General features: G+C 57.8%; 23 protein-coding genes and 1 other RNA gene. 13 read left to right on the top strand and 11 right to left on the bottom strand.

The genetic code is table 11. The features are described from left to right. Window positions 1-30: 30 nt before the first annotated feature. The 4 genes from AWM69_RS12085 (at window position 31) to AWM69_RS12070 (ending at window position 1457) form a co-directional block, all read left to right on the top strand. Complete coding sequence (locus AWM69_RS12085) at window positions 31-240, top strand: TIGR02449 family protein (protein WP_048383831.1); 210 nt, start codon at window positions 31-33, stop codon at window positions 238-240. Next, complete coding sequence (locus tag AWM69_RS12080) at window positions 237-554, top strand: cell division protein ZapA (RefSeq protein WP_131654855.1); 318 nt, start codon at window positions 237-239, stop codon at window positions 552-554. The genes AWM69_RS12085 and AWM69_RS12080 overlap by 4 nt, the downstream gene beginning before the upstream one ends. A 31-nt stretch (window positions 555-585) precedes the next feature. Further along, window positions 586-763: non-coding RNA, 6S RNA (gene ssrS, locus AWM69_RS12075), on the top strand. Between the two features lie 88 nt (window positions 764-851). Next, window positions 852-1457, top strand: a complete 606-nt coding sequence (locus AWM69_RS12070) for a 5-formyltetrahydrofolate cyclo-ligase (RefSeq protein WP_218727004.1) — start codon at window positions 852-854, stop codon at window positions 1455-1457. Between the two features lie 43 nt (window positions 1458-1500). On the opposite strand, the gene AWM69_RS12065 is transcribed toward AWM69_RS12070, so the two are convergent. Continuing rightward, the gene (locus AWM69_RS12065; protein WP_088500048.1) at window positions 1501-1650 is read right to left on the bottom strand and encodes a hypothetical protein; all 150 of its coding nucleotides are present in this window, start codon (window positions 1648-1650) and stop codon (window positions 1501-1503) included. 196 nt (window positions 1651-1846) lie between these two features. Between AWM69_RS12065 and AWM69_RS12060 the strand changes: the two genes are divergently transcribed. The 4 genes from AWM69_RS12060 (at window position 1847) to AWM69_RS12045 (ending at window position 7319) form a co-directional block, all read left to right on the top strand. Continuing rightward, complete coding sequence (locus AWM69_RS12060; protein WP_131654856.1) at window positions 1847-2296, top strand: EVE domain-containing protein; 450 nt, start codon at window positions 1847-1849, stop codon at window positions 2294-2296. Between the two features lie 213 nt (window positions 2297-2509). After that, entirely contained in the window at window positions 2510-3475 is a 966-nt protein-coding gene (locus AWM69_RS12055; RefSeq protein ID WP_218726945.1) for an HlyD family secretion protein, read from the top strand. Continuing rightward, the gene (gene rbbA / locus AWM69_RS12050; protein WP_218726944.1) at window positions 3472-6201 is read left to right on the top strand and encodes a ribosome-associated ATPase/putative transporter RbbA; all 2730 of its coding nucleotides are present in this window, start codon (window positions 3472-3474) and stop codon (window positions 6199-6201) included. The genes AWM69_RS12055 and rbbA overlap by 4 nt, the downstream gene beginning before the upstream one ends. Beyond that, window positions 6201-7319 carry an ABC transporter permease gene (locus AWM69_RS12045; protein WP_131654859.1) on the top strand — a complete coding sequence of 373 codons (1119 nt, stop codon included), beginning with the start codon at window positions 6201-6203 and terminating at the stop codon, window positions 7317-7319. The genes rbbA and AWM69_RS12045 overlap by 1 nt, the downstream gene beginning before the upstream one ends. A gap of 48 nt (window positions 7320-7367) precedes the next feature. On the opposite strand, the gene AWM69_RS12040 is transcribed toward AWM69_RS12045, so the two are convergent. Then, a complete protein-coding gene (locus tag AWM69_RS12040; protein ID WP_131654860.1) occupies window positions 7368-7772 on the bottom strand; it encodes a flagellar basal body-associated protein FliL in 405 nt (134 codons plus the stop codon). Between the two features lie 298 nt (window positions 7773-8070). Here AWM69_RS12040 and glpT point away from each other — a divergent pair, with 298 nt between their 5' ends. Continuing rightward, window positions 8071-9420 (top strand): glycerol-3-phosphate transporter, encoded by a 1350-nt coding sequence (gene glpT, locus AWM69_RS12035; RefSeq protein ID WP_048383813.1) that lies wholly within the window; start codon window positions 8071-8073, stop codon window positions 9418-9420. Here the strand turns inward: glpT and AWM69_RS12030 are convergent. Beyond that, window positions 9417-10064 (bottom strand): gamma-glutamylcyclotransferase, encoded by a 648-nt coding sequence (locus tag AWM69_RS12030; protein ID WP_131654861.1) that lies wholly within the window; start codon window positions 10062-10064, stop codon window positions 9417-9419. The genes glpT and AWM69_RS12030 overlap by 4 nt on opposite strands. 266 nt (window positions 10065-10330) lie before the next feature. On the opposite strand from AWM69_RS12030, the gene AWM69_RS12025 reads away from it, so the two are divergent. Continuing rightward, complete coding sequence (locus tag AWM69_RS12025; protein ID WP_131654898.1) at window positions 10331-10780, top strand: sn-glycerol-3-phosphate transporter; 450 nt, start codon at window positions 10331-10333, stop codon at window positions 10778-10780. 5 nt (window positions 10781-10785) lie between these two features. On the opposite strand, the gene AWM69_RS12020 is transcribed toward AWM69_RS12025, so the two are convergent. The 4 genes from AWM69_RS12020 to trxA all read right to left on the bottom strand — a co-directional run bounded on the left by AWM69_RS12020 (window position 10786) and on the right by trxA (window position 15186). After that, on the bottom strand, window positions 10786-11754 hold the full coding sequence (locus AWM69_RS12020; protein ID WP_218726942.1) for a CDP-6-deoxy-delta-3,4-glucoseen reductase: 969 nt from the start codon (window positions 11752-11754) through the stop codon (window positions 10786-10788). Next, complete coding sequence (gene ubiD, locus AWM69_RS12015) at window positions 11754-13220, bottom strand: 4-hydroxy-3-polyprenylbenzoate decarboxylase (RefSeq protein WP_218726941.1); 1467 nt, start codon at window positions 13218-13220, stop codon at window positions 11754-11756. The genes AWM69_RS12020 and ubiD overlap by 1 nt, the downstream gene beginning before the upstream one ends. A 143-nt stretch (window positions 13221-13363) precedes the next feature. Then, window positions 13364-14623 (bottom strand): transcription termination factor Rho, encoded by a 1260-nt coding sequence (rho, locus tag AWM69_RS12010; RefSeq protein WP_003438291.1) that lies wholly within the window; start codon window positions 14621-14623, stop codon window positions 13364-13366. 233 nt (window positions 14624-14856) lie between these two features. Continuing rightward, on the bottom strand, window positions 14857-15186 hold the full coding sequence (gene trxA, locus AWM69_RS12005; protein WP_048383808.1) for a thioredoxin TrxA: 330 nt from the start codon (window positions 15184-15186) through the stop codon (window positions 14857-14859). 378 nt (window positions 15187-15564) lie between these two features. On the opposite strand from trxA, the gene ppx reads away from it, so the two are divergent. Next, window positions 15565-17067: an exopolyphosphatase gene (ppx, locus tag AWM69_RS12000; RefSeq protein WP_131654863.1), complete on the top strand. Its 1503-nt coding sequence runs from the start codon at window positions 15565-15567 to the stop codon at window positions 17065-17067. Between the two features lie 103 nt (window positions 17068-17170). Here the strand turns inward: ppx and ppk1 are convergent, their stop codons facing one another. Beyond that, window positions 17171-19408 (bottom strand): polyphosphate kinase 1, encoded by a 2238-nt coding sequence (gene ppk1, locus AWM69_RS11995; protein WP_048383806.1) that lies wholly within the window; start codon window positions 19406-19408, stop codon window positions 17171-17173. A gap of 342 nt (window positions 19409-19750) precedes the next feature. On the opposite strand from ppk1, the gene AWM69_RS11990 reads away from it, so the two are divergent. Together AWM69_RS11990 and elbB are read left to right on the top strand one after the other, a co-directional pair. Then, window positions 19751-20371 carry a DedA family protein gene (locus tag AWM69_RS11990; protein WP_131654864.1) on the top strand — a complete coding sequence of 207 codons (621 nt, stop codon included), beginning with the start codon at window positions 19751-19753 and terminating at the stop codon, window positions 20369-20371. A 202-nt stretch (window positions 20372-20573) separates the two neighbouring features. After that, window positions 20574-21239, top strand: coding sequence for an isoprenoid biosynthesis glyoxalase ElbB (gene elbB, locus AWM69_RS11985; protein ID WP_048383803.1), 666 nt, complete (start codon window positions 20574-20576; stop codon window positions 21237-21239). Here elbB and AWM69_RS11980 read toward each other — a convergent pair whose 3' ends face one another. From AWM69_RS11980 to AWM69_RS11970, 3 genes are all read right to left on the bottom strand, one after another. Continuing rightward, the gene (locus AWM69_RS11980; protein ID WP_048383802.1) at window positions 21240-21692 is read right to left on the bottom strand and encodes a YaiI/YqxD family protein; all 453 of its coding nucleotides are present in this window, start codon (window positions 21690-21692) and stop codon (window positions 21240-21242) included. A gap of 90 nt (window positions 21693-21782) precedes the next feature. Then, on the bottom strand, window positions 21783-23678 hold the full coding sequence (locus AWM69_RS11975; RefSeq protein ID WP_218726939.1) for an FTR1 family protein: 1896 nt from the start codon (window positions 23676-23678) through the stop codon (window positions 21783-21785). A 66-nt stretch (window positions 23679-23744) separates the two neighbouring features. After that, window positions 23745-24377 (bottom strand): LysE family transporter, encoded by a 633-nt coding sequence (locus tag AWM69_RS11970; protein ID WP_048383800.1) that lies wholly within the window; start codon window positions 24375-24377, stop codon window positions 23745-23747. Between the last annotated feature and the right edge of the window lie 65 nt (window positions 24378-24442).

The raw sequence follows: 24442 nt of genomic DNA, 5'->3' as shown, positions 1-24442 counted from the left end.
CATCCATCAGAAAATACACAGTAGGACACAATGGAAGACACCGACCTGCATGCACTGATGGCTAGACTCGAGTTGTTGATTAACCGGGTCGAGCAACTTAAACGTCAAAACGGACTCTTAATTGCTCAGGAAAAGACTTGGCGCGAGGAACGCGCGCACCTCATTGAAAAAAACGAAATTGCCCGACACAAGGTCGAATCGATGATTTCGCGCCTCAAAGCCCTGGAGCAAGACTCATGAGTTCAAGCAGTAGCGTCACTGTGCATATCCTCGATAAAGAATATTCGATCATGTGCCCCCAGGAAGAACGCAGCAATCTGATCAGCGCCGCCCGTTATCTGGATGGCAAGATGCGTGAGATCCGTAGCAGCGGGAAAGTAATCGGTGCCGACCGCATTGCCGTCATGGCCGCCCTGAATATCACCCACGATCTGCTGCACAAGCAGGAAGTCGCCGAAGTTCAGACCAGCAGCTCGACGCGCGAGCAAGTGCGAGACCTGCTCGAACGTGTTGATCTGGCCCTGGCCACTGATCCGAACGAACGTCAAAGCTGATTCAAAAGGTTTCTTTGGGGTATACTCGCGCCACTCCCTGGAGTATTCGCCAGTTAGCGATGTCCCTGAGCCGATTCGCACTACCCTGGAGCTTGCACGTTGGACCGGTGTGCATGTCCGCTTGACGGAAAGCCTTAAGGTCTACTGCAACTTCCACCTTGAACTTTCGGGTTCAAGGGCCAAGCCGACAGCGGTACGTCGGGGAGCCTGATTTCCTAGCACAATGCCAGCCACTTGCTGGCATTGGCTTTCACGAGCCAACCGCCCGGTGAACTCGACCTTGAACAGCACGCCACCATGATCGAACCTGCGCCGCCTACCCGCCCGCAACTTCGCCGAATGCTGCGCAAAGCCCGCCGCGAACTATCGCCCTGCGAGCAACGCCGGGCCGCCCGCGGCCTGTACCGGCAGCTGGCGCAACACCCGCTGTTCCGCCGCTCCCGACACATCTCGCTGTACCTGCCCACAGACGGTGAAATCAGCCCGCATTTGCTGCTGCGTGAAGCTCAGCGACGGGGCAAGACTACCTACCTGCCTGTGTTGAGCGCATGGCCCAGAACCAAAATGGTCTTTCAGCGGATTTCCCCCGGCGAAAAGCTGATCCCCAACCGCTTTCGCATTCTCGAGCCGCGCATCAACCGCGCACGCCAACGCAAGATCTGGGCACTCGACCTGATACTGCTGCCCTTGGTGGGTTTTGATGCAACGGGCGGAAGGCTGGGCATGGGCGGCGGCTTTTATGACCGCAGCCTGGCGTACCAAAGCAGACGCCAAAGCTGGCGCAAGCCGATATTGCTGGGGCTGGCCCACGAATGTCAGAAAGTCGAGCGTCTGGCTCAGGCCAGCTGGGATGTACCGTTACAAGGTACCGTCTCGGACGAGCACTGGTACGTCGCGCACTGAACGCCATGGCATCGCAGTCAAAGCGATGCCATTCAATCAGTGATTAGCGCTTGAATGGTTGTACTTGCTGTTGTGTCAGCTCAATCGGCGCATCGGACGGGTTTGTCCAGAGACTTTGTGTATAACCCGTTGTAACCACGCCCAAACCGAACAAAATAACCAAAACCCACAGTAAATCCGGTTTGCGTTTCATCGATTGCCCCCCTCCAGGCAAATCAACACGATGACAGCAACGGTTTTTGTTATCGGCCGTGCAGCAGCGTCAAGCTTAAAAGCCCGGCATTCTGCGGTAACAGGAACACACACGCAAACACTGGCATCAACCGACTGTCGGTTTGACAAAATGTTGCCAGACAAAATGACCAAGCTGGATTTGAGGAGCAGTGAAAATGGCCTACTGGTTGATGAAATCCGAACCCGATGAGTTCTCGATCAAGGATTTGCAGAAAATCGGCGAAGCGCGCTGGGACGGCGTGCGCAACTACCAGGCTCGCAATTTTATTCGAGCCATGGCCGAGGGCGACGCGTTCTTTTTTTATCACTCAAGCTGCCCCGAGCCCGGAATTGCCGGGATTGGTCGAATCGTCCGGGCGGCTTACCCGGACCCCAGCGCACTCGATCCCGAGAGCCATTATTTCGACCCCAAGGCCAGCGTCGAGAAAAACCCCTGGAGTGCGTTGCAAGTGGCCCACGTGCAAACCTTCCCCAAGGTCATCAAGCTCGACTACTTGAAACAGCAAAGTGCCTTGGCCGACATGCCTCTGGTGCAAAAAGGCAGTCGGCTTTCCGTCATGCCGGTGACGGATGATCAATGGGCTGCCGTGCTGGGCTTGCTCTGAAAAAACCGATCACCCTCAGGACAGCGCTTGCTCGCGATAACGCCACCGCGCCTCTCCCGATCGCGGGCTGGCCCGAGCCAGCAGCAGAGGATCGGAATCCACACGGCAACATCCTGCTTTAGCGTCTAGGCTCTGTCTTTCCTTTGACTGGCATCAAGTTGCCCCGGCATTGAAGCCGTCAAACTAGAGTGCTCTGTGACACAGGATGTGGTCATGTCAAAGAATCACCGTATTTCCCATTATTTCGTCATTCCTTTGGCCCTCTTGCTGATTGCAGCAGGCGGGTTCGGTTACTGGAAGTCTCTGCAGGACCGCCTCCCGGAAGGCATCAGCATGGGCAACGGTCGACTCGAATCCACAGAAGTCCAGATCGCCAGCAAAATCCCGGGCCGTGTGGCTGAGGTTCTGGTGGATGAAGGCGATCGCGTTGCCCGCGGCCAATTGCTGGCACGCCTGGACACCCGAACCCTTGAGGCCTCTCGCAACCAGGCCGAGGCCGAAGTCTTGCGTGCCCGTGAAACCCTGGCTGCCAACGAGGCCAATGTTCAACTGCGCCAGAGCGAAAAGCGGCTGGCCAGCCAGGAACTCAAGCGTTTTCGCCAACTGTCCGAGCGCGGGTTTGCCAGTGGCCAGCAACTCGACCAGCAACAAGCACGCTTCGACACCAGCAACGCCGCAGTGACGGCGGCTCAAGCGCAGGTCGCGGCAGCCAGGGCGGCGATTGGTGCCAGCCAGGCCAGGGTTGCGCAACTCACCAGCGAAATCGATGACAGCAGCTTGCGCGCCCCTATCGATGGGGTGATCCAGCTGCGCTTGGCCGAGCCCGGTGAAGTACTCGGCGCAGGCGGACGCGTGTTTATGATGATCGACCCCAGTGACCAGTACATGAACCTGTACTTGCCCGCGTCGGTGGTCGGCAAGCTGACCGTCGGCGCTGACGCGCGCATCGTGCTCGATGCCCTGCCCGAGCAGCCCCTGCCCGCCAAAATTACTTTTGTCGCTGCCAAGTCGCAGTTCACCCCCAAAGAAGTCGAGACCCGCGATGAACGCCAAAAGCTGGTGTTCCGCGTCAAGCTGCGCCTGAATGACCCGAGTGCCGTACCGCAAGCCAAGCCGGGCATGCCGGGCGCTGGTTATGTACGCACAGCCGACGTGGACTGGCCGGCTAATCTGCAATGAATGACCTGGTGCTCAATGCCCGCGGCATCAGTCACCGCTATGGTCAGCAACAGGCGCTGCTCGATATCACCTTCAGCCTGCCCAAAGGCACGCGCTGCGGATTGATCGGCCCGGACGGCGCGGGCAAGTCGAGCTTGCTGGGGCTGATTGCCGGGGTCAAAAAGCTTCAACAAGGCCGTCTGGAGGTGCTCGGCGGCCCGATTGATGACCGCCGCCATCGCAACACCTTGTACCCGCTGATCGCCTTTATGCCCCAAGGCCTGGGCGGGAACCTGTACCCCGAGTTGTCGATCCGCGAAAACATCCGCTTTTTCGGCACCCTTTTCGGCCTGTCCAATCGTGACTGCGAGCAGCGCATGACAAGCCTGCTGAAAGCAACCGACCTTGACCGCTTTGCCGAACGTCCGGCAGGAAAACTGTCCGGCGGCATGAAGCAAAAACTCGGGCTGTGCTGTGCGCTGATTCATGAGCCGGACTTGTTGATCCTCGATGAACCCACCACCGGCGTCGACCCGCTGTCGCGCCGTCGGTTCTGGGAGTTAGTCGATGACGTACGCAGGCAGCGACCGCAACTGACGCTTCTGGTAGCAACCGCCTACATGGAAGAGGCTGAGCAGTTTGAACACTGCCTGATGCTCGACCGCGGCCAGTTGATTGCCGCCGGGCTGAGCCGCGAACTGGCTGACGCCACGCCCACGGGCAAACTCGATGAGGCCTTCACCCATTTCCAGGGTGACAGTGGGCATAACAGCGAACCCTTGGTAATCCCGCCACGCGTTCAAGACAACAGCGACATCGCCATCGAAGCCCATGACCTGACGCTCAGGTTTGGCGATTTCACGGCGGTGAACAAGGTCAGCTTTGCCATTGGCCGGGGGGAGATTTTCGGCTTTCTGGGCTCCAACGGCTGCGGCAAAACCACCACCATGAAAGTCCTCACGGGGTTGATGCCGGCCACTGAAGGCAGCGCAAAACTGCTGGGCAACCCGGTGAACGCCAAGGATCTGGCCACCCGCAAGCGCGTGGGGTTCATGTCCCAGAGTTTCTCGCTGTATGGCGAACTGAGCGTTCGGCAAAATCTGGTGCTGCATGCTCAGCTGTTCGATATGCCCAAGGCCGAAAGCCACACCCGCATCGAAGAACTGATGCAGCGCTTCGACCTGGGTGACGTGGCTGACCAGCAATCCGGTGAGTTGCCGCTGGGTATACGTCAGCGCCTGTCGCTGGCGGTAGCGGTACTGCATCGTCCTGAGGTGTTGATTCTCGATGAGCCGACATCTGGCGTGGATCCGGCCGCGCGCGATGACTTCTGGCGCTTGCTGATTGAGCTGTCGCGCGAGCAAGGCGTGACGATCTTTTTGTCCACCCACTTCATGAACGAAGCCCAGCGCTGCGACCGAATCTCACTGATGCACGCGGGCCAGGTCTTGGCCTGCGACACGCCCGCGGCGTTACAGCAGCAGTTCAAGGGCGAGACGCTGGAAGCCGCCTTTGTCACGTGCCTGGAGCAGGCACAAAGCGAGCCTGAAGCCCGTGATCCTGAGTCGCCTGACGCAACCAACTCCGCTCCCAACGCCCCCCCTCCTCCGAGCAAAAACGGTTTTAGCCTGGCCCGCTTAACTGCGGTCGCCAGCCGCGAATCCAAAGAACTATTGCGCGACAAGGTGCGCATGGCCTTCGCCTTGTTGGGTGCGGTATTCATGATGGTGATTTTTGGCTACGGCATTTCGCTGGATGTCGAAAACCTCGCCTTTGCCGTCTATGACCAGGATCAAAGCCCGCAAAGCCGTGCTTACCTCGAAGCCTTCCGCAGTTCACGCTACTTCGAAGAACACGCCCCCATTCAAAGCGCTGACGAGTTGCATAAACGCCTGCAACGCTCAGAGATCAAAATCGCGCTGGAGATTCCGCCTGGCTTCGGCCGTGATCTCTATGCCGGGCGCCAGCCCACCGTCGCGGCATGGCTCGACGGCGGCATGCCATTTCGTGCCGAAACCAGCCGCAACTATGTTGAAGCGGTACACACCGCCAATCTTGAACAGTTGGCGGCGCAAAGCAGTCCTGCGCAAAACAAGCAGGCAGTGGCCAAACTCGAAACCCGTTTCAGGTACAACCAGGACGTGATCAGCGTGAATGCCATCGGGCCAGGCGTGATGGCGCTGATCCTTGCGTTTATTCCGGCCATGCTGACCGCCCTGGGCATCGTGCGTGAGAAAGAGCTGGGCTCAATCACCAACTTCTATGCCACGCCACTCACCCGGCTCGAATTCTTGCTCGGCAAACAGGCGCCCTATCTGGCTGTCAGCCTGATAAACCTCGGATTGCTGGTGGCGATGAACCGCTGGCTGTTCGGCGTTCCTTTTAAAGGCAGCGGCCTTACTCTGGCTCTCGGCGGGTTGCTGTATGTACTGGCCACCACCAGCATGGGCCTGCTGATATCTGCGTTTACCCGTACCCAGATCGCGGCGATTCTCGGCACCATGATCATCACCAGCTTACCGACCATTCAGTTCTCGGGACTGATCGTGCCACGCTCGTCCCTCGACGGTTCGGCAGCGCTGATGGGCATGCTGTTTCCGGCCGGGCACTTTCTCGACATTGCCGTGGGCACCTTCACCAAAGCGCTGGACCTGCGCCAGCTATGGCCCCAATGCCTGACGCTACTGGGGTTCTTTATGGCCTTTACCGGGCTGAGCCTGATCATGCTCAAGAAGCAGGAGGTGTGATGCACACGCTCTCGCACATTCTGCGCCTGGGTCTCAAAGAGCTAACCAGCCTGCGCCACGACAGCGTGCTGCTGCTGTTTTTGGTCTATGCCTTCACCGTGGCGATCTACATGCCGGCCGCAGGCTCGATCATTGGTGTGCATAACGCCAGCGTTGCCATTATCGACGAAGACCACAGCACGCTGTCCCGCAAGCTCGGCGAGTCGCTGCTGCCGCCTGAATTCCAGCCGCCACAGCCCTTGCCTTACGATCAACTCGATCCGTCGATGGACAGCGGCCAATACACATTTGTCATCAACGTGCCGGCCAACTTTCAAGCCGACTTGCTGGCCGGACGCGAACCGAGTGTGCAGGTCAACGTCGACGCCACGGCCATGAGCCAGGCGTTCATGGGCGCGGGCTACATCGGCCGGATTTTCCAGCGTGAGTTGCTCGATTACACCGGCCAGGCCGACGTGGGCGCGAAAACCCCGGTGAAAATCAGCAGCCGCGCCCTGTTTAACGCCAATCTGGAAGGCGGCTGGTTTTTGGCCGTGATCCAGATCGTCAACAACATCACCATTCTGGCTATCGTCCTGACCGGCACTGCCCTCCTGCGTGAACGTGAGCATGGCACTCTCGATCACTTGCTGGTTCTGCCGCTGACTGCGCTGGAAATCATGCTGGCGAAAATCTGGAGCAACATGCTGGTGGTGGTGCTGTGCACCTGGATATCACTGGAAGTGGTGGTGAAATGGGCGCTGGGCGTGCCCCTGGCCGGATCGTTGACCCTGTTTTTGCTGGTGACTGCGCTGTACCTGTTCGCCAGTACCGCGCTGGGGATATTCCTGGCCACGCTGGCTCGCTCAACACCGCAGTTCGGCTTGCTGGCGATCCCGGTCATCATCCCGATGCTCTTGCTCTCGGGGGGCAGTACGCCGCTGGACAGCATGCCCGAGTGGTTGCAATGGGTGATGCAATGCTCGCCGTCTACCCACTTTGTGAGCTTGAGCGCAGCGATTCTGTTTCGTGATGCCGGTGTAAACGTGGTGTGGCCTGACCTGCTGGCGCTGACCGGTATTGGCCTGGTGTTCTTCGCCATTGCGCTGGCGCGGTTCCGCAAGAGCCTGGCGTCTTAGGCAGCGCCGTCACCCCGTGCCGCCCGGAGAAGGCCGGGGCGATAAGCCTTACTGAACAATCAAATTATTGAACAGCAAGTCATCCACCATCGGCTTGCCCGTCTCATCGTTCATCACTTGCTGAACCTGCTTCAGGGCTTCCTGGCGCAGCTTTTCCTTGGCCTCGACATTGCTCATCCCGTCGCTGGCTTGCTGGGTAAACAACCCCACCAACTGATTGCGGATCAGCGGGTCATTGGCTTTAACCGCCTTGGCCGCATCGGCACCTGTCACCCGCAGTGAAATATCGGCCTTATACACCTTGAGTTTCGAGCCACCATCCAACCCGTAATTGCCCACAAACGGCGGGCTCAGACTGATATAGCTAACCTTGGCAGCGGCGTCCTCTGCTTCTTCAGCGACCGCCACCATCGGCAAAAACAGGGCCAGCATCAATACGATCCACGCGTTCACAATTCGCTCCTTTCTTTGCACGGACGAGAAACCATGCCTGTAAGAAAAGGACATAGCTCAGCGCCCTGCCCTCTGTTCATGACGTTATCGGCCAAAACGCTTGGGAAAATAGCCTGTCGGCGACAGAACAGGCTAGAAAATTAAAAAGATCGGCTGAAAGCAGCTGCACCAAATGTTCACTACTGAAAATTCACGGACTGATTTTTCCCCCATCAGATGGAGCTAACGCCTGTCATTTTCAGTAACGAAAATGTAATGTTCGAGCTCGCTGATATAACAAGAAATTTGGAGCTCTTGAATGTTTGCTTTTTTCCGACCTGCCGCACACCGGGCACCTCTGCCCGAAGAAAAAATAGACAGTACATACCGACGCCTGCGCTGGCAGATTTTCGCTGGTATTTTCTTTGGCTACGCGGGCTATTACCTGCTGCGCAAAAACTTTTCGCTGGCCATGCCCTACCTGATTGACGAGGGTTATACCCGCGGACAGCTGGGTCTCGCCATGTCCGCGATTGCCATCGCTTACGGGCTATCAAAATTCCTCATGGGGCTGGTCTCTGACCGTTCTAACCCACGCTTTTTCCTGCCCTTCGGCTTGCTGATTTCAGCCGGGGTCATGTTCATTTTTGGATTTGCGCCTTGGGCAACATCCAGCGTGACCATGATGTTCATCTTGCTGTTTATTAACGGCTGGGCACAGGGCATGGGCTGGCCGCCAAGCGGCAGGACCATGGTTCACTGGTGGTCGCAGAAAGAACGCGGCGGCGTAGTGTCCGTGTGGAACGTGGCGCACAACGTGGGCGGCGGTTTGATCGGCCCACTGTTTTTGCTGGGCATGGCCTGGTTCAACGATTGGCACGCGGCGTTTTACGTTCCGGCCACCGTTGCCCTGCTAGTCGCGTTGTTTGCCTTCATCACCATGCGCGACACTCCGCAGTCGGTCGGTTTGCCGCCGATTGAGCAGTACAAGAATGATTACCCGGCCGGTTACGATTCCAGCCATGAAGACGAATTCAGCGCCAAAGAGATCTTCGTCAAATACGTGCTGCGCAACAAAATGCTGTGGTACATCGCCTTGGCCAACGTGTTCGTATACCTGCTGCGCTACGGCGTTCTGGACTGGGCACCTACTTATCTCAAGGAAGCCAAGCACTTCACCGTAGATACAACCTCGTGGGCGTACTTCTTTTACGAGTGGGCAGGTATTCCGGGCACGCTGCTGTGCGGCTGGATGTCGGACAAAATCTTCCGGGGCAATCGCGGCCTGACCGGCATCGTCTTCATGTCATTGGTGACCGTCGCCACACTGGTTTACTGGCTTAACCCACCGGGCAATCCGACGGTAGACATGATCGCGCTGTTCTCCATCGGCTTCCTGATTTACGGACCCGTAATGCTGATCGGTTTGCAGGCGCTGGAGTTGGCACCGAAGAAAGCAGCCGGTACGGCCGCAGGGTTCACCGGGCTGTTTGGCTACCTCGGCGGTTCGGTGGCGGCCAGTGCGGCAATGGGCTACCTGGTTGACCACTTCGGTTGGGATGGCGGTTTTGTGTTGCTAATCAGTGCATGCCTGTTAGCAATAGCCTTTATGATCCCGACACTGCGCCACAAAAATGTAGCCAGTGAAGGGCGTGCAGTCGAAGCTTAAGGCTCGACTGAACGACAGCGCTTGAGCCGCGCCTCCAGGTTTCGATCTGGCATGGCGTGGCTACGCAGGGCGCTCATGGTCTGCTCGACATAATCGCGAGTGGTGCCATAGCGTCCGCTGGCATTGGCCAATACCTGGCTCAGTATGCCGTCTGACAGGTTGCCCGCGTAGCTGGGCAAATGTCGCTCCAGCACAAATCCCAATGCCTGTACCCGACTCCCATCTTCGAGCCGGCAGCTTAGCCAGTGCGGTCGATAGGATGGCACCGGCATTTCACGTCGCCATAAAGCCTCAAGCGCAGTGTCGAGGTTTTCTTCAGGCAGGCGGTAGGCAAAGCCACTGCACGAACCGCCACGGTCCAGACCAAATACCAGGCCGGGCCATTGCGGCGTGCCGCGATGCTCGTGGGACCACAAATACAACCCTCGATGGTAGCCATGCACGCGGCCCCGGACACGTTCGACTGCCGGACACTCAGGACGCCAAATCAGAGAACCATAGGCGAAAAGCCAGATCGGTCCGCCTTTATGGCGCGCCAGTGTGGCTTGCAAGGAGTGCTGAAGCTGTTCGGGCGTCAATGGCGCCCCAAGATCGAGTCGCGGGGGATAGGCTGAACTTAAACAGGCAGATTCAATGGCAGTCATAGCGGAAGGTGAAGGGTCCTGCAGGCAATACATGGATATAAACAGAAAGGGTGTTGTTGATCTTATAGCACTAAAAATGAATTCGCCCGCGTCGCAGGACGGATGACCTGGCAACTCCAGGACTGGACCGCCCCCGTGAGCGGCTAACTCTGTAAAGGCTGTGTTCAGGTAGTGAGTTAAAGATCACTTTATAGTGGCCGCCCTCTCGCGTACCTGTCTGTCGACAAAGGCTTTTGATGAAAAAAACAGGGATCTGCGGCCTGTTAATGCTGGCTTACGCCAGTGTGGCACTGGCGCAAAGCGACACGCCCACCCGCGACAAAGACTTCTGGTATGTGCAAACCAGCGTCTATACCAAGCACTTTTCGCCCGACCCGGAGCACAACAACAATCAGGATTTGATCGGCCTTGAATACCACGACGGCTCAGGCTGGCTTGTGGGGGGCGCAACTTTTCGCAATTCATTCAGGCAACGCTCGTATTACGCCTACGCCGGTAAACGCTTTGAGAGTGACACCTATCCGGTCTATTTGAAGCTGACCGGCGGCTTGCTGGAAGGCTATCACGGTGAATATCGGGACAAGATCCCGCTCAACCGTTTTGGCGTCGCACCCGTCATCATCCCGTCCGTGGGCGCCCATTACGGCCCGGTGGCCGCCGAGCTGGTGCTGCTCGGCGCCAATGCAGCCATGATTACAACCGGTTTGCGCTTCTAGACGGATCAGCCCCGGGGAGCGTAGGCAAACACGTCAGCGCGCATTTGATGCGCGTCCATCCCGGCACTGACCAGTGCATCCAGGGTGCCGTAGATCATGGCCGGGGAGCCGCTGGCATAAACATGCACCGACTTGAGGTCGCTGATGTCTTCACACACCGCTTCATGCAATAGCCCGCAACGCCCTTCCCAACCACAGAGATCACTCACCACCTTGTGCAGGAACAAGTTGGGGATCTGTTGCCATGCGTCCCACTCTTCCAGGGTGTAGAAGTCTTCAGGACGACGGACACCCCAGTACAGATGAACCGGATGCCGGAAGCCTTCTTGGCGACAATGCTCGATCAGGCTGTGCATTTGCGCCATACCGGTGCCCGCCGCGATCAAGACCAGCGGGCCGTCCGGCAACTCCGACAAATGCGTGTCGCCAAATGGCAGCTCAACGCGGACCATTTTGTTGCGCTGCAGTTGCTCGATCAGGCTGCGGGCGCTGTCTTCACGCACCAGCACATGCAACTCAAGATCACGCCCCGAGTGCGGAGCACTGGCCAGGGAAAACGCTGATTTCTCACCGTTCTCACGCTCCAGCATCAGGTATTGCCCGGCGTGATAACGCGGCGGCTTGCCGGCGGGAGCCCGCAAGCGCACCCGCCACACATCGCCACCCATATCGATACATTCGGTCAATTGACATGCCAGGCTACGCACCGGTAACTCTCCCAACGCAAGCACGCCATCCCATAGCACCACACAGTCTTCAAGCGGCGCTGCCAGACAGGTATAGACCTCGCCCTGATCGCGCACCTCACCGGCCTGCTCCACCTGACCTTCAACCAGCAAGGCCGCGCACACGTGACAATTACCATTGCGACAGCTTTGCGGGCATTCATAGCCCAAGCGCTGTGCTGCATCCAGTATCCGCTCACCAGGCAAGGTTTCCAGCACCGCACCTGATGGCTGCAAGGTTACACGCATCAATCTATTCCTAATTGATTCCAAATGTCATCAATCCGGCGAGTAACAGCCTCATCCTTGACGATGACCCGACCCCATTCGCGGGTGGTTTCACCCGGCCATTTGTTGGTTGCATCGAGGCCCATCTTCGAGCCAAGACCGGAAACCGGCGAAGCAAAATCCAGATAGTCGATGGGCGTGTTGTCGATCATCACCGTGTCGCGCTTGGGGTCCATGCGCGTGGTGATCGCCCAGATCACGTCGTTCCAGTCGCGGGCGTTGATGTCGTCGTCGGTCACGATAACGAATTTGGTGTACATGAACTGGCGCAAAAACGACCAGACACCCAACATTACGCGCTTGGCGTGCCCCGGGTACTGCTTCTTCATGGTCACGATGGCCATGCGGTACGAGCAGCCTTCAGGTGGCAGATAGAAGTCAGTGATTTCCGGGAACTGCTTTTGCAGGATCGGCACAAAGACTTCGTTGAGCGCCACACCCAAAATCGCCGGCTCATCCGGTGGACGGCCCGTGTAGGTGCTGTGATAGATCGGCTTGAGCCGATGGGTGATGCGCTCAACGGTAAACACCGGAAAGCTGTCGACTTCGTTGTAGTAACCGGTGTGATCGCCGTAAGGCCCCTCAGGCGCCATCTCACCGGGATGGATCACACCCTCAAGGATGATTTCAGCGGTGGCCGGTACCTGCAGATCATTGCCGCGACACTTCACCAGCTCCGTGCGATTACCGCGCAGCAAGCCGGCAAATGCGTACTCGGACAGGCTGTCCGGCACCGGAGTGACCGCACCCAGAATCGTTGCAGGGTCTGCACCCAGCGCCACAGAAACCGGGAATGGCTGACCGGGATGCTTCTCGCACCAGTCACGATAATCCAGCGCGCCGCCGCGATGGCTCAACCAGCGCATGATGACTTTATTGCGGCCGATCACCTGCTGGCGATAAATCCCAAGGTTCTGGCGCTCCTTGTTCGGGCCTTTGGTCACAGTCAGGCCCCAGGTTATCAGGGGCGCTACGTCGCCCGGCCAGCAGTGCTGTACCGGCAACAGGCCAAGATCGACGTCATCGCCCTCAATGACCACTTCCTGACACACCGCGTCTTTGACCACTTTCGGGGCCATGGCAATGATCTTGCGGAAGATGGGGAGCTTGGACCAGGCATCTTTAAGACCTTTAGGCGGCTCTGGCTCTTTGAGGAACGCCAGCAACTTGCCAATTTCCCGCAGCTCGCTGACCGCTTCGGCCCCCATGCCCAAGGCAACACGTTCAGGGGTTCCGAACAGGTTACCCAATACCGGAATGTCGTAACCCACCGGGTTCTCGAACAGCAAAGCCGGGCCTTTGGCGCGCAATGTGCGGTCGCAGATCTCGGTCATTTCCAGCTTGGGAGACACCGGAACCTGGATGCGCTTGAGTTCACCGCGCTGTTCCAGGCCGCTGATAAAGTCGCGTAAGTCGCGATATTGCATGCTTGAGCCTCATGTTGGCCGTGGCGTTGGGAGGCTGAGTTTAGCGCCCACGCCGGCTATTCAGAAGAGAGAGCTGCCCGCTTCAAGAAAGGTCAGACAGCAAAAAGCCGGGTTTCCCCGGCTCTTGCTTGGCTTCCGGCGATTTACTTGCGTTTCATCGACAGGAAGAACTCATCGTTGGTCTTGGTCTGTTTCAGCTTGTCGATCAAGAACTCGATCGCTGCGACTTCGTCCATCGGGTGCAACAGCTTGCGCAGAATCCACATGCGTTGCAATTCGTCATCAGCGGTCAGCAACTCTTCACGGCGTGTGCCGGAGCGGTTGATGTTGATCGCAGGGAAGACGCGCTTTTCAGCGATCTTGCGGTCCAGAGGCAGTTCCATGTTACCGGTGCCCTTGAACTCTTCGTAGATCACTTCATCCATCTTCGAGCCGGTTTCAACCAGCGCGGTCGCGATGATGGTCAGCGAGCCACCTTCTTCAATGTTGCGCGCAGCACCGAAGAAACGCTTTGGTTTCTCAAGGGCGTGAGCATCAACACCACCGGTCAATACCTTGCCGGAGCTCGGGATCACGGTGTTGTAGGCACGAGCCAGACGCGTGATGGAGTCAAGCAGGATCACCACGTCTTTTTTGTGTTCGACCAGGCGCTTGGCCTTCTCGATCACCATTTCGGCAACCTGCACGTGGCGGGTTGGCGGCTCGTCGAAGGTGGAAGCAACCACTTCGCCGCGCACGGTGCGCTGCATTTCGGTAACTTCTTCCGGACGCTCGTCGATCAACAGAACGATCAAGTGCACTTCGGGGTTGTTACGCGAAATGTTCGACGCAATGTTTTGCAGCATGATGGTCTTGCCCGCTTTTGGCGGAGCAACGATCAGACCACGCTGACCTTTACCGATCGGAGCGCACAGGTCGATGACGCGACCGGTCAGATCTTCAGTGGAACCGTTACCGATTTCCATCTTCATGCGTACGGTCGGGAACAACGGGGTCAGGTTCTCGAAGAGAATCTTGTTTTTCGCGTTCTCGGGACGATCGTAGTTGATCGTGTCGACTTTCAGCAGTGCGAAGTACCGCTCGCCTTCTTTTGGCGGACGGATTTTGCCGACGATGGTGTCGCCAGTGCGCAAGTTGAAGCGACGAATCTGGCTAGGCGAGACGTAAATATCGTCCGGGCCGGCCAGATAAGAGGCGTCAGCAGAACGGAGGAAGCCGAAGCCGTCCTGGAGGATCTCCAGCACGCCATCACCGGAGATTTCCTCGCCGCTTTTCGCGTGCTTTTTCAGCAGGGAGAAAATCACGTCCTGCTTGCGCGAACGGGCCATATTTTCTATGCCCATCTGTTCGGCCAATTCGAGCAGTTCGGTAATCGGCTTTTGCTTGAGTTCAGTCAGGTTCATATAGGAATGACGTAATCATTTATGGAGGGGGAAATTAAGCTTTTGGCTTAATGAGGCCGCGCCGCAGAGAAGGCGACAGGATCGCGTACTAATTCGATAAGGAGTGCGTCGGCGACGGCTTGCAGGGGGCAATGGAGAAACCAGTGCGGGGCCGAATGTAACACTTGAGTTTCACAGCGTCTAGTCCTTGAGCCATGAAAAAGCCCCGCATTTTGCGGGGCCTTTATTGACGCTTAAATGTTGGCGTCAAGGAATGCAGCCAACTGCGACTTCGACAGCGCACCGACCTTGGTGGCTTCGACGTTGCCGTTTTTGAACAGCATCAACGTAGGAATACCGCGTACGCCATGCTTGGCCGGGGTTTCCTGGTTTTCGTCAATGTTCAGCTTGGCAACAGTCAGCTTGCCTTTGTAAGTCTCGGCGATCTCGTCCAGAACTGGCGCGATCATTTTGCATGGGCCACACCATTCAGCCCAGTAATCGACCAATACAGCGCCTTCAGCCTTGAGAACCTCGGCCTCAAAGCTAGCGTCGGTGACGTGTTTAATTAGATCGCTGCTCATGGAAGTCTCCGTAGTTGTAAGCAAAAACGTAGCACATCATAGCTGTCATCCTCGCGTTCAGGAAGGTGAGGGTTGATTGACTCTCACTATGATGATTCATGAGCGCGGGTATCGATGCCGTCACTGACGAGCCCGGGCTGCATGATCTGCGATGTTCTTAATATAGGAATTAGCTGTACGTAATGTAGCTGACAAGCCCAAACGCACTGGGTATCGATGCCGTTATGGGTAAGTTCATATCCACAAAAACGGCGCTTTGTCATAAAGAAGCTAATGTCATGGCTTGCATGCTCCATATCAATGCATCTGATATCACGCGTTGGCGCGAGCGTTTGATCGTGGCACGATGGCGAAGTTATCGACCGAGACCCCTCAACCATGCCCCAATCCCAAGCCAAGAATCCGTCCCTGATCGCCGCCATTGATCTGGGTTCTAACAGCTTTCATATGGTGGTGGCCAAGGCCCAGAACGGTGAAATCCGTATTCTCGAAAGGCTTGGCGATAAAGTGCAGTTAGCTGCCGGCATCGACGAAGAACGCCAGCTCAATGAAGAATCCATGCAGCGCGGGCTCGATTGCCTGAAGCGTTTCGCCCAACTGATCAACGGTATGCCATTGGGCGCTGTTCGTATCGTTGGGACCAACGCCTTGCGTGAAGCACGCAACCGCAATGAATTCATCGAGCGCGCCGAAGAGATCCTGGGACACACCGTTGAAGTCATCTCCGGTCGTGAAGAGGCGCGCCTCATCTATCTGGGCGTCTCGCACACCCTGGCCGACACGCCGGGCAAGCGCCTGGTTGCCGACATCGGCGGCGGCAGTACCGAATTCATCATCGGCCAGCGTTTTGAGCCGCTGCTGCGCGAAAGCCTGCAAATGGGCTGCGTCAGCTTTACCCAGCGGTATTTCCGTGACGGAAAAATCACCCCGGCCCGTTATGCTCAGGCCTACACCGCTGCACGCCTCGAAATCATGAGCATTGAACACGCCCTGCACCGCTTGAGCTGGGACGAGGCCATCGGTTCATCGGGCACCATTCGCGCCATTGGCCTGGCCCTCAAGGCCGGTGGTCATGGTAATGGCGAGGTCAACGCCGAAGGTCTGGCATGGCTCAAGCGCAAACTGTTCAAGATGGGTGAGGTCGAGAAAATCGACTTTGAGGGTATCAAACCCGATCGCCGGGCCATTTTCCCGGCAGGCCTGGCAATTCTGGAAGCCATTTTCGACGCCCTTGAGCTCAAGCGCATGGACCATTGCGACGGTGCGCTGCGTGAAGGCGTGCTGTACGACCTGCTGGGCCGACATCACCACGAAGACGTACGTGAGCGCACCTTGAGCTCGCTGATGGACCGCTACCACGTGGACCTCGAGCAAGCCGCCCGGGTTGAACGCAAAGCCCTGCTGGCCTTTGATCAGGTCGCCAAGTCGTGGGAGCTCAAGGACGGGATCTGGCGTGAGTTGCTGGGCTGGGCCGCCAAGGTGCATGAAGTCGGGCTGGACATTGCCCACTACCACTACCACAAGCACGGCGCCTACCTGATCGAACACTCAGACCTGGCCGGGTTTTCGCGCGAAGACCAGCAAATGCTTGCGCTGCTGGTGCGCGGGCATCGCCGTAATATTCCTAAAGACAAGTTTGCCGAGTTCGGCAAGGACGGCACCAAGCTGATTCGCCTGTGCGTGCTGCTGCGCTTTGCGATCCTGTTCTACCACATCCGTGGCAACCAGGAAGCTTCGCAAGTGAAGCTGCGTGCCGAGGGAGATCACCTCGACGTGATCTTCCCCGAGGGCTGGCTGGAGAAAAACCCGCTGACCCAGGCCGACTTCGAACAAGAAGCGCAGTGGCTGACTCGCGTCGGGATTGTGCTGACGGTGTCTTAAGACGCTTGCGCACCTGAGCTCGGCAGCTGCTACGGTCTGTAGCCGCTGCCGAGGCACGAAGGCTGCGATGTTTGACTGGCAGCAGAGTACCTGCCGGGCTGGGTCAAACAGACGGCCCGGTGCTCACCGTCAACACCGGCAGGCTTAGGCGGTCAAGTAACGTGGCCTGGGCGCTGCGCGGGTTTTGGTTACCGGTTGGCGTGTTGCGCACATATCGCCCGTCAGACTGCAGTGTCCAGCTGTGGGTGTTGTCGGTGAGGTAGCACTCCAGCTCTTTCTTGACGCGCAGAATCAGCTTTTTGCCTTCGACCGGGAAGCACGTCTCGACACGCTTATCGAGGTTGCGCTCCATCCAGTCCGCGCTCGACAGGAACATCTGCTCTTCGCCGCCATTGAGGAAGTAGAAGACCCGCGTGTGCTCCAGAAAGCGGCCAATGATCGAGCGCACATGAATATTGTGCGAAACCCCGGGAATGCCCGGACGCAAACAGCACATCCCACGTACCACCAGGTCGATACGGACTCCGGACTGGCTGGCCTTGTACAGGGCGCGAATAATCTTCGGGTCGGTCAGGGAATTGAACTTGGCGATGATGTGCGCCGGCTTGCCCTCAGACGCGAACTGGGTTTCGCGGGCAATCATGTCGAGCATGCCTTTCTTCAGGGTAAACGGCGCATGCAGCAGCTTTTTCATGCGCAACGTTTTGCCCATGCCGATCAACTGGCTGAACAGTTTGCCTACGTCCTCACACAACGCATCATCCGAGGTCAGCAAGCTGTAGTCGGTATAAAGCTTGGCGTTGCCGGCGTGATAGTTACCGGTACCCAAGTGAGCGTAACGCACGATCTCGCCTGCCTCGCGGCGCAGGATAAGCATCATCTTGGCGTGGGTCTTGAAGCCCACCACACCGTAGATAACCACGGCGCCGGCCGCTTGCAGACGGCTGGCCAGTTGCAGGTTGGACTCTTCGTCAAACCGCGCGCGCAGCTCAACCACCGCCGTGACTTCCTTGCCGTTGCGCGCCGCATCGACCAATGCATCCACGATTTCCGAGTTGGCGCCACTGCGGTACAGGGTTTGGCGCACGGCCAATACATGCGGATCCTTGGCGGCCTGTCGCAGCAAATCCACCACCGGAGTAAACGATTCAAACGGGTGCAGCAGCAAAATGTCCTGCTTGCTGACCACGCTGAAAATATTCTCACTGTTCTGCAACAGTTTAGGGATCGCCGGAGTGAACGGGGTGTATTGCAGCTCGGGATGGCTGTCCAGGCTGGTGATGCTGAACAGACGCGTAAGGTTCACCGGGCCATTGACCTGATACAACTCAGTCTCGTGCAGGCTGAACTGCTTGAGCAGGTAGTCGGACAGGTGTTTCGGACAGGTGTCGGCCACTTCCAGGCGCACAGCATCGCCATAACGACGCGAGAACAACTCGCCACGCAGGGCGCGGGCCAGGTCTTCGACATCTTCGGTATCAACTGCCAGGTCCGCGTTTCGGGTCAGGCGGAACTGGTAGCACCCCTTCACTTTCATGCCCTGGAACAGGTCATCGGCGTGCGCGTGAATCATCGATGACAGGAACACATAGTTGTCCCCTGTGCCGCCGACATCTTCAGGCAACTTGATCACCCGCGGCAGCAAGCGCGGGGCCGGGATAATCGCCAGACCCGAGTCTCGGCCGAAGGCATCGATACCTTCCAGCTCTACGATAAAGTTCAGGCTCTTGTTCACCAGCAACGGGAACGGGTGCGTCGGGTCGAGACCGATCGGAGTGATGATTGGCGCAATCTCGTCGCGGAAGAAGCGGCGTACCCACGCTTTGATCTTGGTGTTCCAGTGTCGGCGCCGGATAAAGCGCACCTGATGCTTCTCAAGCTCAGGCAACAGGATGTCATTGAGGATCGCGTACTGGCGATCAACATGGCCGTGAACCAGTTCGCTGATCCGGGCCAACGCCTGATGCGGTTGCAAACCGTCAGCACCCGCCTGTTCGCGGGCAAAGGTAATTTGTTTCTTCAGGCCCGCGACACGAATCTCGAAAAACTCATCCAGATTACTGGAGAAGATCAGCAGGAACTTCAACCGCTCCAGCAACGGATAGGACTCATCCAGCGCCTGTTCCAGCACGCGAATATTGAACTGCAATTGTGACAGCTCACGATGGATATACAGGCTGCTGTCATCCAGGCCAGGAATGGTTATCACCGGATGCGCCGCCACATGGGCTTCAGCCACGGCAGGCGCGTGTGTCTCCGGGACTGGCGGGGTTTCGGTGACTGACTCAACAATCGGTTGAGCTTCAGTGGCAACGAGTTCTGTATGTCCTTCGGTATTCATTGAATGTTCCTGTAAGAGCGAGTCTGACTCTCGTAACCGTTAAGCGACACGGGCAGTCAAGCTGCCAGAATGCCACCAACGCCAGTGGGATTAAACCGCTCAACAACGCTTTATGCGGGCTGAAGCCCATTAGAGGGTAATTTGTGAAAATTGTTCTGGCGCCCTGCAGATACGCGCGCGCTATTTATAACTGATGTCGATGAACACTAGATGACACATCCTGAAAACGTCAGGCAAAAGCACAACCATTGTAGGAAATGTTAACGACAAGACACATTTCGATACTTTCATGAAAGTGCCTTAAGGCGTAGGCTGCGCGTTCATTTCGCCAGCATCCAGACAATGCTCCAACAATTTCTTCAAGAATTCGGTTACTTCGCCCTGTTTCTAGGGACGTTCTTTGAAGGTGAGACCATTCTGGTTCTCGCAGGCTTCTTGGCGTTTCGCGGATACATGGACCTCAAACTGGTCATGATCGTGGCGTTCCTCGGCAGTTATGCCGGCGATCAGCTTTGGTACTTTCTGGGGCGCAAGCACGGCCGCAAACTGTTGGCGCGCAAACCGCGCTGGCAACTCATGGGCGACAAGGCTCTGGAGCACATCCGCAAGCACCCGGACATCTGGGTCTTGAGCTTCCGCTTTGTTTACGGCCTGCGCACCGTCATGCCTGTAGCCATCGGCCTCTCGGGCTACCCGCCGGGCCGCTATCTGTTGCTGAACGGTATTGGCGCAGCCATTTGGGCAATTGTCCTGGCAACTGCCGCCTACCACTTTGGCGCCGTGCTCGAAGGCATGCTGGGCAGCGTGAAGAAGTATGAGTTGTGGGTGCTGGGAGCCTTGTTGCTGCTAGGTTTGTGCCTGTGGGCCCGCCGCCGCTTCAAAAATGCGCGCCTGGCCAAACAGACCGCACTCGACGAAAAAAACAAGGCCGCCGCCGAGGCTGAAAAACCGCCAGCTGAGTAATCGGGTGACTGCGTTCGCACACCCTCCAGGCGCTGCCCGTGCAGCGCCCATGCCCCCTCCCCCGATCTCGCACTAAACTGAACGCCAGAGCCGAATTGCGATCCATGTAGAGAGCGTCAATCGCCCTGCGTGCGCAGTCAAATGGCTATGGCATCACGCGCCAAATCAGGCGACATTAGCGCCATGAACAAGGAGACCTAATATGACCCACAAAAAAGTTGCCGTGATTCTGTCTGGCTGCGGTGTCTACGATGGCGCCGAGATCCACGAAAGCGTTATCACCCTGCTGCGCCTCGATCAGCGCGGGGCCATCGTGCAATGCTTTGCCCCCAATGTTGCGCAGCTGCATGTGATCAATCACCTGACCGGCGAAGAAATGCCCGAGTCGCGTAATGTGCTGGTGGAGTCGGCGCGTATCGCGCGCGGTGAAATCAAGGATATTCGCGAAGCCAGGGCGGAAGATTTTGACGCCTTGATCGTGCCTGGCGGATTCGGCTCGGCCAAGAACCTCTCCAGCTTTGCCTCAGAAGGGAGCGCTTGCAGCGTTCAGGCCGATGTACTGGCGGTGGCCGAAGCATTTGCCGAAGCTGGCAAGCCTGTTGGCCTGATGTGCATCACGCCAGCCATCGCCGCCAAAATCTATGGCCCCGGCGTGACCTGCACCATCGGTAAAGACCCTGAGACAGCCGCCGCGGTGAGCAAAATGGGCGCCACCCACCAGGAGTGTGAAGTCAGCGACATTGTCGAAGACAAAGCCCGGAAACTGGTCAGCACTCCGGCCTATATGCTTGCCAAATCCATCAGTGAAGCGGCTTCAGGCATCAATAAAATGGTCGATCGCGTGCTGGAACTGACCCACGAAGATTGATCAGCCTCGTGCCAGCCGGGTCAATATCCGGTCCAGCGCATTGGCGAACGCCTGCTTTTCACGTTCGCCATATGCGCCCTGCCCGCCGCTCATCTGACCTTGCTCACGCAGGTCAGTGAACAGGTTACGCACCGCCAGCCGCTCGCCCATGTTCTGCGGATCAAATTCCTTGCCCCGTGGGTCCAGCGCCGCCACGCCCTTCTTTACCAGCCGATCGGCCAATGGCACATCGCTGCATATCACCAACTCACCGGGCACCGCGTGTTCCACCAAGTAGTCATCGGCGGCATCCGGGCCGCTGGGCACCACAATCAACTTGACCAGCGCGTACGCCGGCTTGATCTGACTCTGCCCCGCCACCAGCAGCACCTCAAACTGACGCTTGAGCGCGAACTTGATGACTTGATCCTTCGCCGCCTTGGGACAGGCGTCTGCGTCGATCCAGACACGCATGGATAAGCTCCAAATTATGATGGGGAATGATCATTCGTCGCGATTACCGCCCGCTGTGATCGCAACCCGCGGGCGGTAACCGTTATAAGGCTAGGCCTGTAACCGGCGCTTTTCAGCGCGCTTGCTGCGGCTGTAGAGCACCACAATGGCCAGGATGGCCACGGCCTGGGCGAACAACGAATAGGCATCAGCGTGGATGCCCAGCCAGTCGAAGTCAAAGAACGCCACAGGCCGGGTGCCGAAGATACCCGCTTCCTGCAGCGCTTTCACACCATGTCCGGCGAAGACCACCGACAACGCGCAGAGCAGCGCGGCATTGATCCCGAAGAACAGGGCCAACGGCAACTTGGCCGAGCCGCGCAGAATGATCCAGGCCAGCCCCATCAGCAACACCAGTGCCGTTGCACCGCCCGCCAGGACAGCGTTATGACCGGCCGGGCCCGCTTGCAGCCACAGGGTCTCGTAAAACAGGATCACTTCGAACAGCTCGCGGTACACCGAGAAGAACGCCAGGATGGCGAAGCCAAAGCGCCCGCCTCCGCTGACCAGACTGCTTTTGATGTAATCCTGCCAGGCAGCTGCATGACGCCGGTCATGCATCCACACGCCCAGCCACAGGACCATGACGCTGGCAAACAAGGCGGTGAAACCTTCGAGCAATTCGCGCTGGGCACCGCTGACGTCAATCACATAGGCCGCCAGCGCCCAGGTCGCAAGACCTGCGACCAAGGCCAAGGCCCAGCCGATGTTGACGCTGCGTACCGCCGATTGCTGGCCGGTATTACGCAAGAAGGCAAGAATTGCGGCCAAAACCAGAATGGCTTCCAGGCCTTCACGCAGCAAAATCAGCAAGCCCGAGATATAGCTCAGCGACCAGCTCAGGCCATCGCTGCCCAACAGGCCAGCCGCCTCTTTCAACAAGGCTTTTGCCGCATCCAGGCGCTGCTCGACCTGCTCGATCGGCAAGCCGTCTTGCAACGACTGTCGATAAGCCATCAAGGCTTTTTCGCTGTTCTTGCGGACATTGGCGTCAACGTTGTCCAGCGAGCTTTCAACCAGTTCGAACCCTTCCAGATAGGCCGCAACGGACAAGTCATACGCCTGCTCGTGATCGCCCGCCCGATAAGCCGCCAGGCTTTTGTCGAGGGTCTCGCTGGTGTAGTCGAGCAATTGCCCAGGACCGCGCTGAACCTGCGGCGGCCGGGCCCGTTGAGCACGGAAAGTCGCCGTCGCTTCCGGACCTTCTGCGGTCAGTATCTCGTTGGGGGTTTGACGCGCAAGGTCTGCAAGGTTGTAGGTTTTATCGGCTTTGGTGGCAGCCGGATCAACACTCAGCCCAGCGATATAAGTGGCCAGATCCCAGCGCTGACGCTCGTCCAACTGGTCGGCAAACGAAGGCATGTCGGTGCCTTCGACCCCCAGCCCCAACGTGTTGAAGATGGCATAGAGGCTCAGGCGATCCAGACGCTGCGTATCACGCAGGTTGGCCGGTGGAGGGGTCATGCCGACACTCGCAGGCCCGTCACCCACACCTGTTGCCCCGTGGCACACCGAACAGTGCTGGGCGTACAGCGGCTCACCGCGTACAGGGTCGGGGGTAATGGCCGGAGCCTGACTGACCTCATAGGCCACCGCCAGCCTGGCGCCCAGCTGACGTGCTGAACGGGCCACATCTGCACCGTCCTGATGCTGTTCAATCGCGTTGTGCAACGCATTGACGCCCTGCGCCAGCTCGGCACGCTCAGGGCGCTCCGGCAGGTCCGCGATCAACCCCTTGAGGACAACCAGAAACTCCAGCTGCTCGCGGTATTCGGTTTCATCAACAACCTTGCCGTCATCAACGGTGGGCGGATAGTCCGCGCCGATGTAGTCAATTAAGTGAAGCGCCTGTGAGGCACCTTCCGGGGAGTTGGCAGATACAGCAAGGCTGCATAAGGCGAGTACGGGCAACATCAGCCATGCCAAAAAACGCGAGCGGGCGGTCATCGATACATCCGGATGGAAATGAGAAGTAACACATTGTTCACTTCCCATCTCTTTCACTCAAGATTTTTAAGTGGTAGTCCGATGCAATGTCGCCAGAAAGCCCGCAGCCCCGACAAATAACCCTGCAAATGTGCGGTTCATGCGCCGTTGCTGTCTAGGCGTGCGCAGCAGACGCAGGACTTTGGAGGCGAGCCCGGTGTAACCGGCCATGACAATCAAGTCCACGCTGATCATGGTCGCTCCCAGAATCAGGTATTGCGCAACCAGCGGTGCGTGCGGATCAACAAACTGCGGCAATACCGCCAGCATAAAGACCAGCGCCTTGGGGTTGCTCACATTGACCAGGAAGCCGCGGAATACCAGCGCCATCGGCTTGCCAATGGGACGCACGGCGGCGTCATCGCTAAGATCGGCCGGCAGGGCACGCCATTGTTTGACGGCCAGGTAAATGAGGTAGGCCACGCCAAACCATTTGATCGCATAGAAGGCGGTGGATGATGCCGCGAGAATTGCGCCGACGCCCGCGGCGACAATCGCAATTTGCAGCGCCAGCCCCAATTGCAGCCCCAACGCGTTCCAATAGCCACGCAAAAAACCGTATTGCAGGCCGCACGACATCGAGGCAATTGCGCCAGCGCCTGGAGACAGGCTGATCACCCAGGAAGCCGCAAAAAAGGCCAACCACGTTTCCAACGACATCGCTCACCTCGGACAAAAGTTGTAACAGGTCCAACAAGCTAATGCGCTGGCTAAAAATTGACCAC

The sequence above is a fragment of the Pseudomonas sp. D1HM genome (assembly GCF_019266105.1).
Classification (GTDB): Bacteria; Pseudomonadota; Gammaproteobacteria; order Pseudomonadales; family Pseudomonadaceae; genus Aquipseudomonas; species Aquipseudomonas taetrolens.
The sequence above is the reverse complement of the archived record's forward strand: the minus strand, read 5'-3'. Positions and strand labels throughout refer to the sequence as shown.

Excerpts from the sequence above, each read along its gene's own strand:
- AWM69_RS12085 (WP_048383831.1), top strand. The coding sequence starts at position 31 with ATGGAAGACACCGACCTGCATGCACTGATGGCTAGACTCGAGTTGTTG.
- AWM69_RS12080 (WP_131654855.1), top strand. The coding sequence starts at position 237 with ATGAGTTCAAGCAGTAGCGTCACTGTGCATATCCTCGATAAAGAATAT.
- AWM69_RS12070 (WP_218727004.1), top strand. The coding sequence starts at position 852 with ATGATCGAACCTGCGCCGCCTACCCGCCCGCAACTTCGCCGAATGCTG.
- AWM69_RS12065 (WP_088500048.1), bottom strand. The coding sequence starts at position 1,650 with ATGAAACGCAAACCGGATTTACTGTGGGTTTTGGTTATTTTGTTCGGT.
- AWM69_RS12060 (WP_131654856.1), top strand. The coding sequence starts at position 1,847 with ATGGCCTACTGGTTGATGAAATCCGAACCCGATGAGTTCTCGATCAAG.
- AWM69_RS12055 (WP_218726945.1), top strand. The coding sequence starts at position 2,510 with ATGTCAAAGAATCACCGTATTTCCCATTATTTCGTCATTCCTTTGGCC.
- rbbA (WP_218726944.1), top strand. The coding sequence starts at position 3,472 with ATGAATGACCTGGTGCTCAATGCCCGCGGCATCAGTCACCGCTATGGT.
- AWM69_RS12045 (WP_131654859.1), top strand. The coding sequence starts at position 6,201 with ATGCACACGCTCTCGCACATTCTGCGCCTGGGTCTCAAAGAGCTAACC.
- glpT (WP_048383813.1), top strand. The coding sequence starts at position 8,071 with ATGTTTGCTTTTTTCCGACCTGCCGCACACCGGGCACCTCTGCCCGAA.
- AWM69_RS12030 (WP_131654861.1), bottom strand. The coding sequence starts at position 10,064 with ATGACTGCCATTGAATCTGCCTGTTTAAGTTCAGCCTATCCCCCGCGA.
- AWM69_RS12025 (WP_131654898.1), top strand. The coding sequence starts at position 10,331 with ATGCTGGCTTACGCCAGTGTGGCACTGGCGCAAAGCGACACGCCCACC.
- AWM69_RS12020 (WP_218726942.1), bottom strand. The coding sequence starts at position 11,754 with ATGCGTGTAACCTTGCAGCCATCAGGTGCGGTGCTGGAAACCTTGCCT.
- ubiD (WP_218726941.1), bottom strand. The coding sequence starts at position 13,220 with ATGCAATATCGCGACTTACGCGACTTTATCAGCGGCCTGGAACAGCGC.
- rho (WP_003438291.1), bottom strand. The coding sequence starts at position 14,623 with ATGAACCTGACTGAACTCAAGCAAAAGCCGATTACCGAACTGCTCGAA.
- trxA (WP_048383808.1), bottom strand. The coding sequence starts at position 15,186 with ATGAGCAGCGATCTAATTAAACACGTCACCGACGCTAGCTTTGAGGCC.
- ppx (WP_131654863.1), top strand. The coding sequence starts at position 15,565 with ATGCCCCAATCCCAAGCCAAGAATCCGTCCCTGATCGCCGCCATTGAT.
- ppk1 (WP_048383806.1), bottom strand. The coding sequence starts at position 19,408 with ATGAATACCGAAGGACATACAGAACTCGTTGCCACTGAAGCTCAACCG.
- AWM69_RS11990 (WP_131654864.1), top strand. The coding sequence starts at position 19,751 with ATGCTCCAACAATTTCTTCAAGAATTCGGTTACTTCGCCCTGTTTCTA.
- elbB (WP_048383803.1), top strand. The coding sequence starts at position 20,574 with ATGACCCACAAAAAAGTTGCCGTGATTCTGTCTGGCTGCGGTGTCTAC.
- AWM69_RS11980 (WP_048383802.1), bottom strand. The coding sequence starts at position 21,692 with ATGCGTGTCTGGATCGACGCAGACGCCTGTCCCAAGGCGGCGAAGGAT.
- AWM69_RS11975 (WP_218726939.1), bottom strand. The coding sequence starts at position 23,678 with ATGACCGCCCGCTCGCGTTTTTTGGCATGGCTGATGTTGCCCGTACTC.
- AWM69_RS11970 (WP_048383800.1), bottom strand. The coding sequence starts at position 24,377 with ATGTCGTTGGAAACGTGGTTGGCCTTTTTTGCGGCTTCCTGGGTGATC.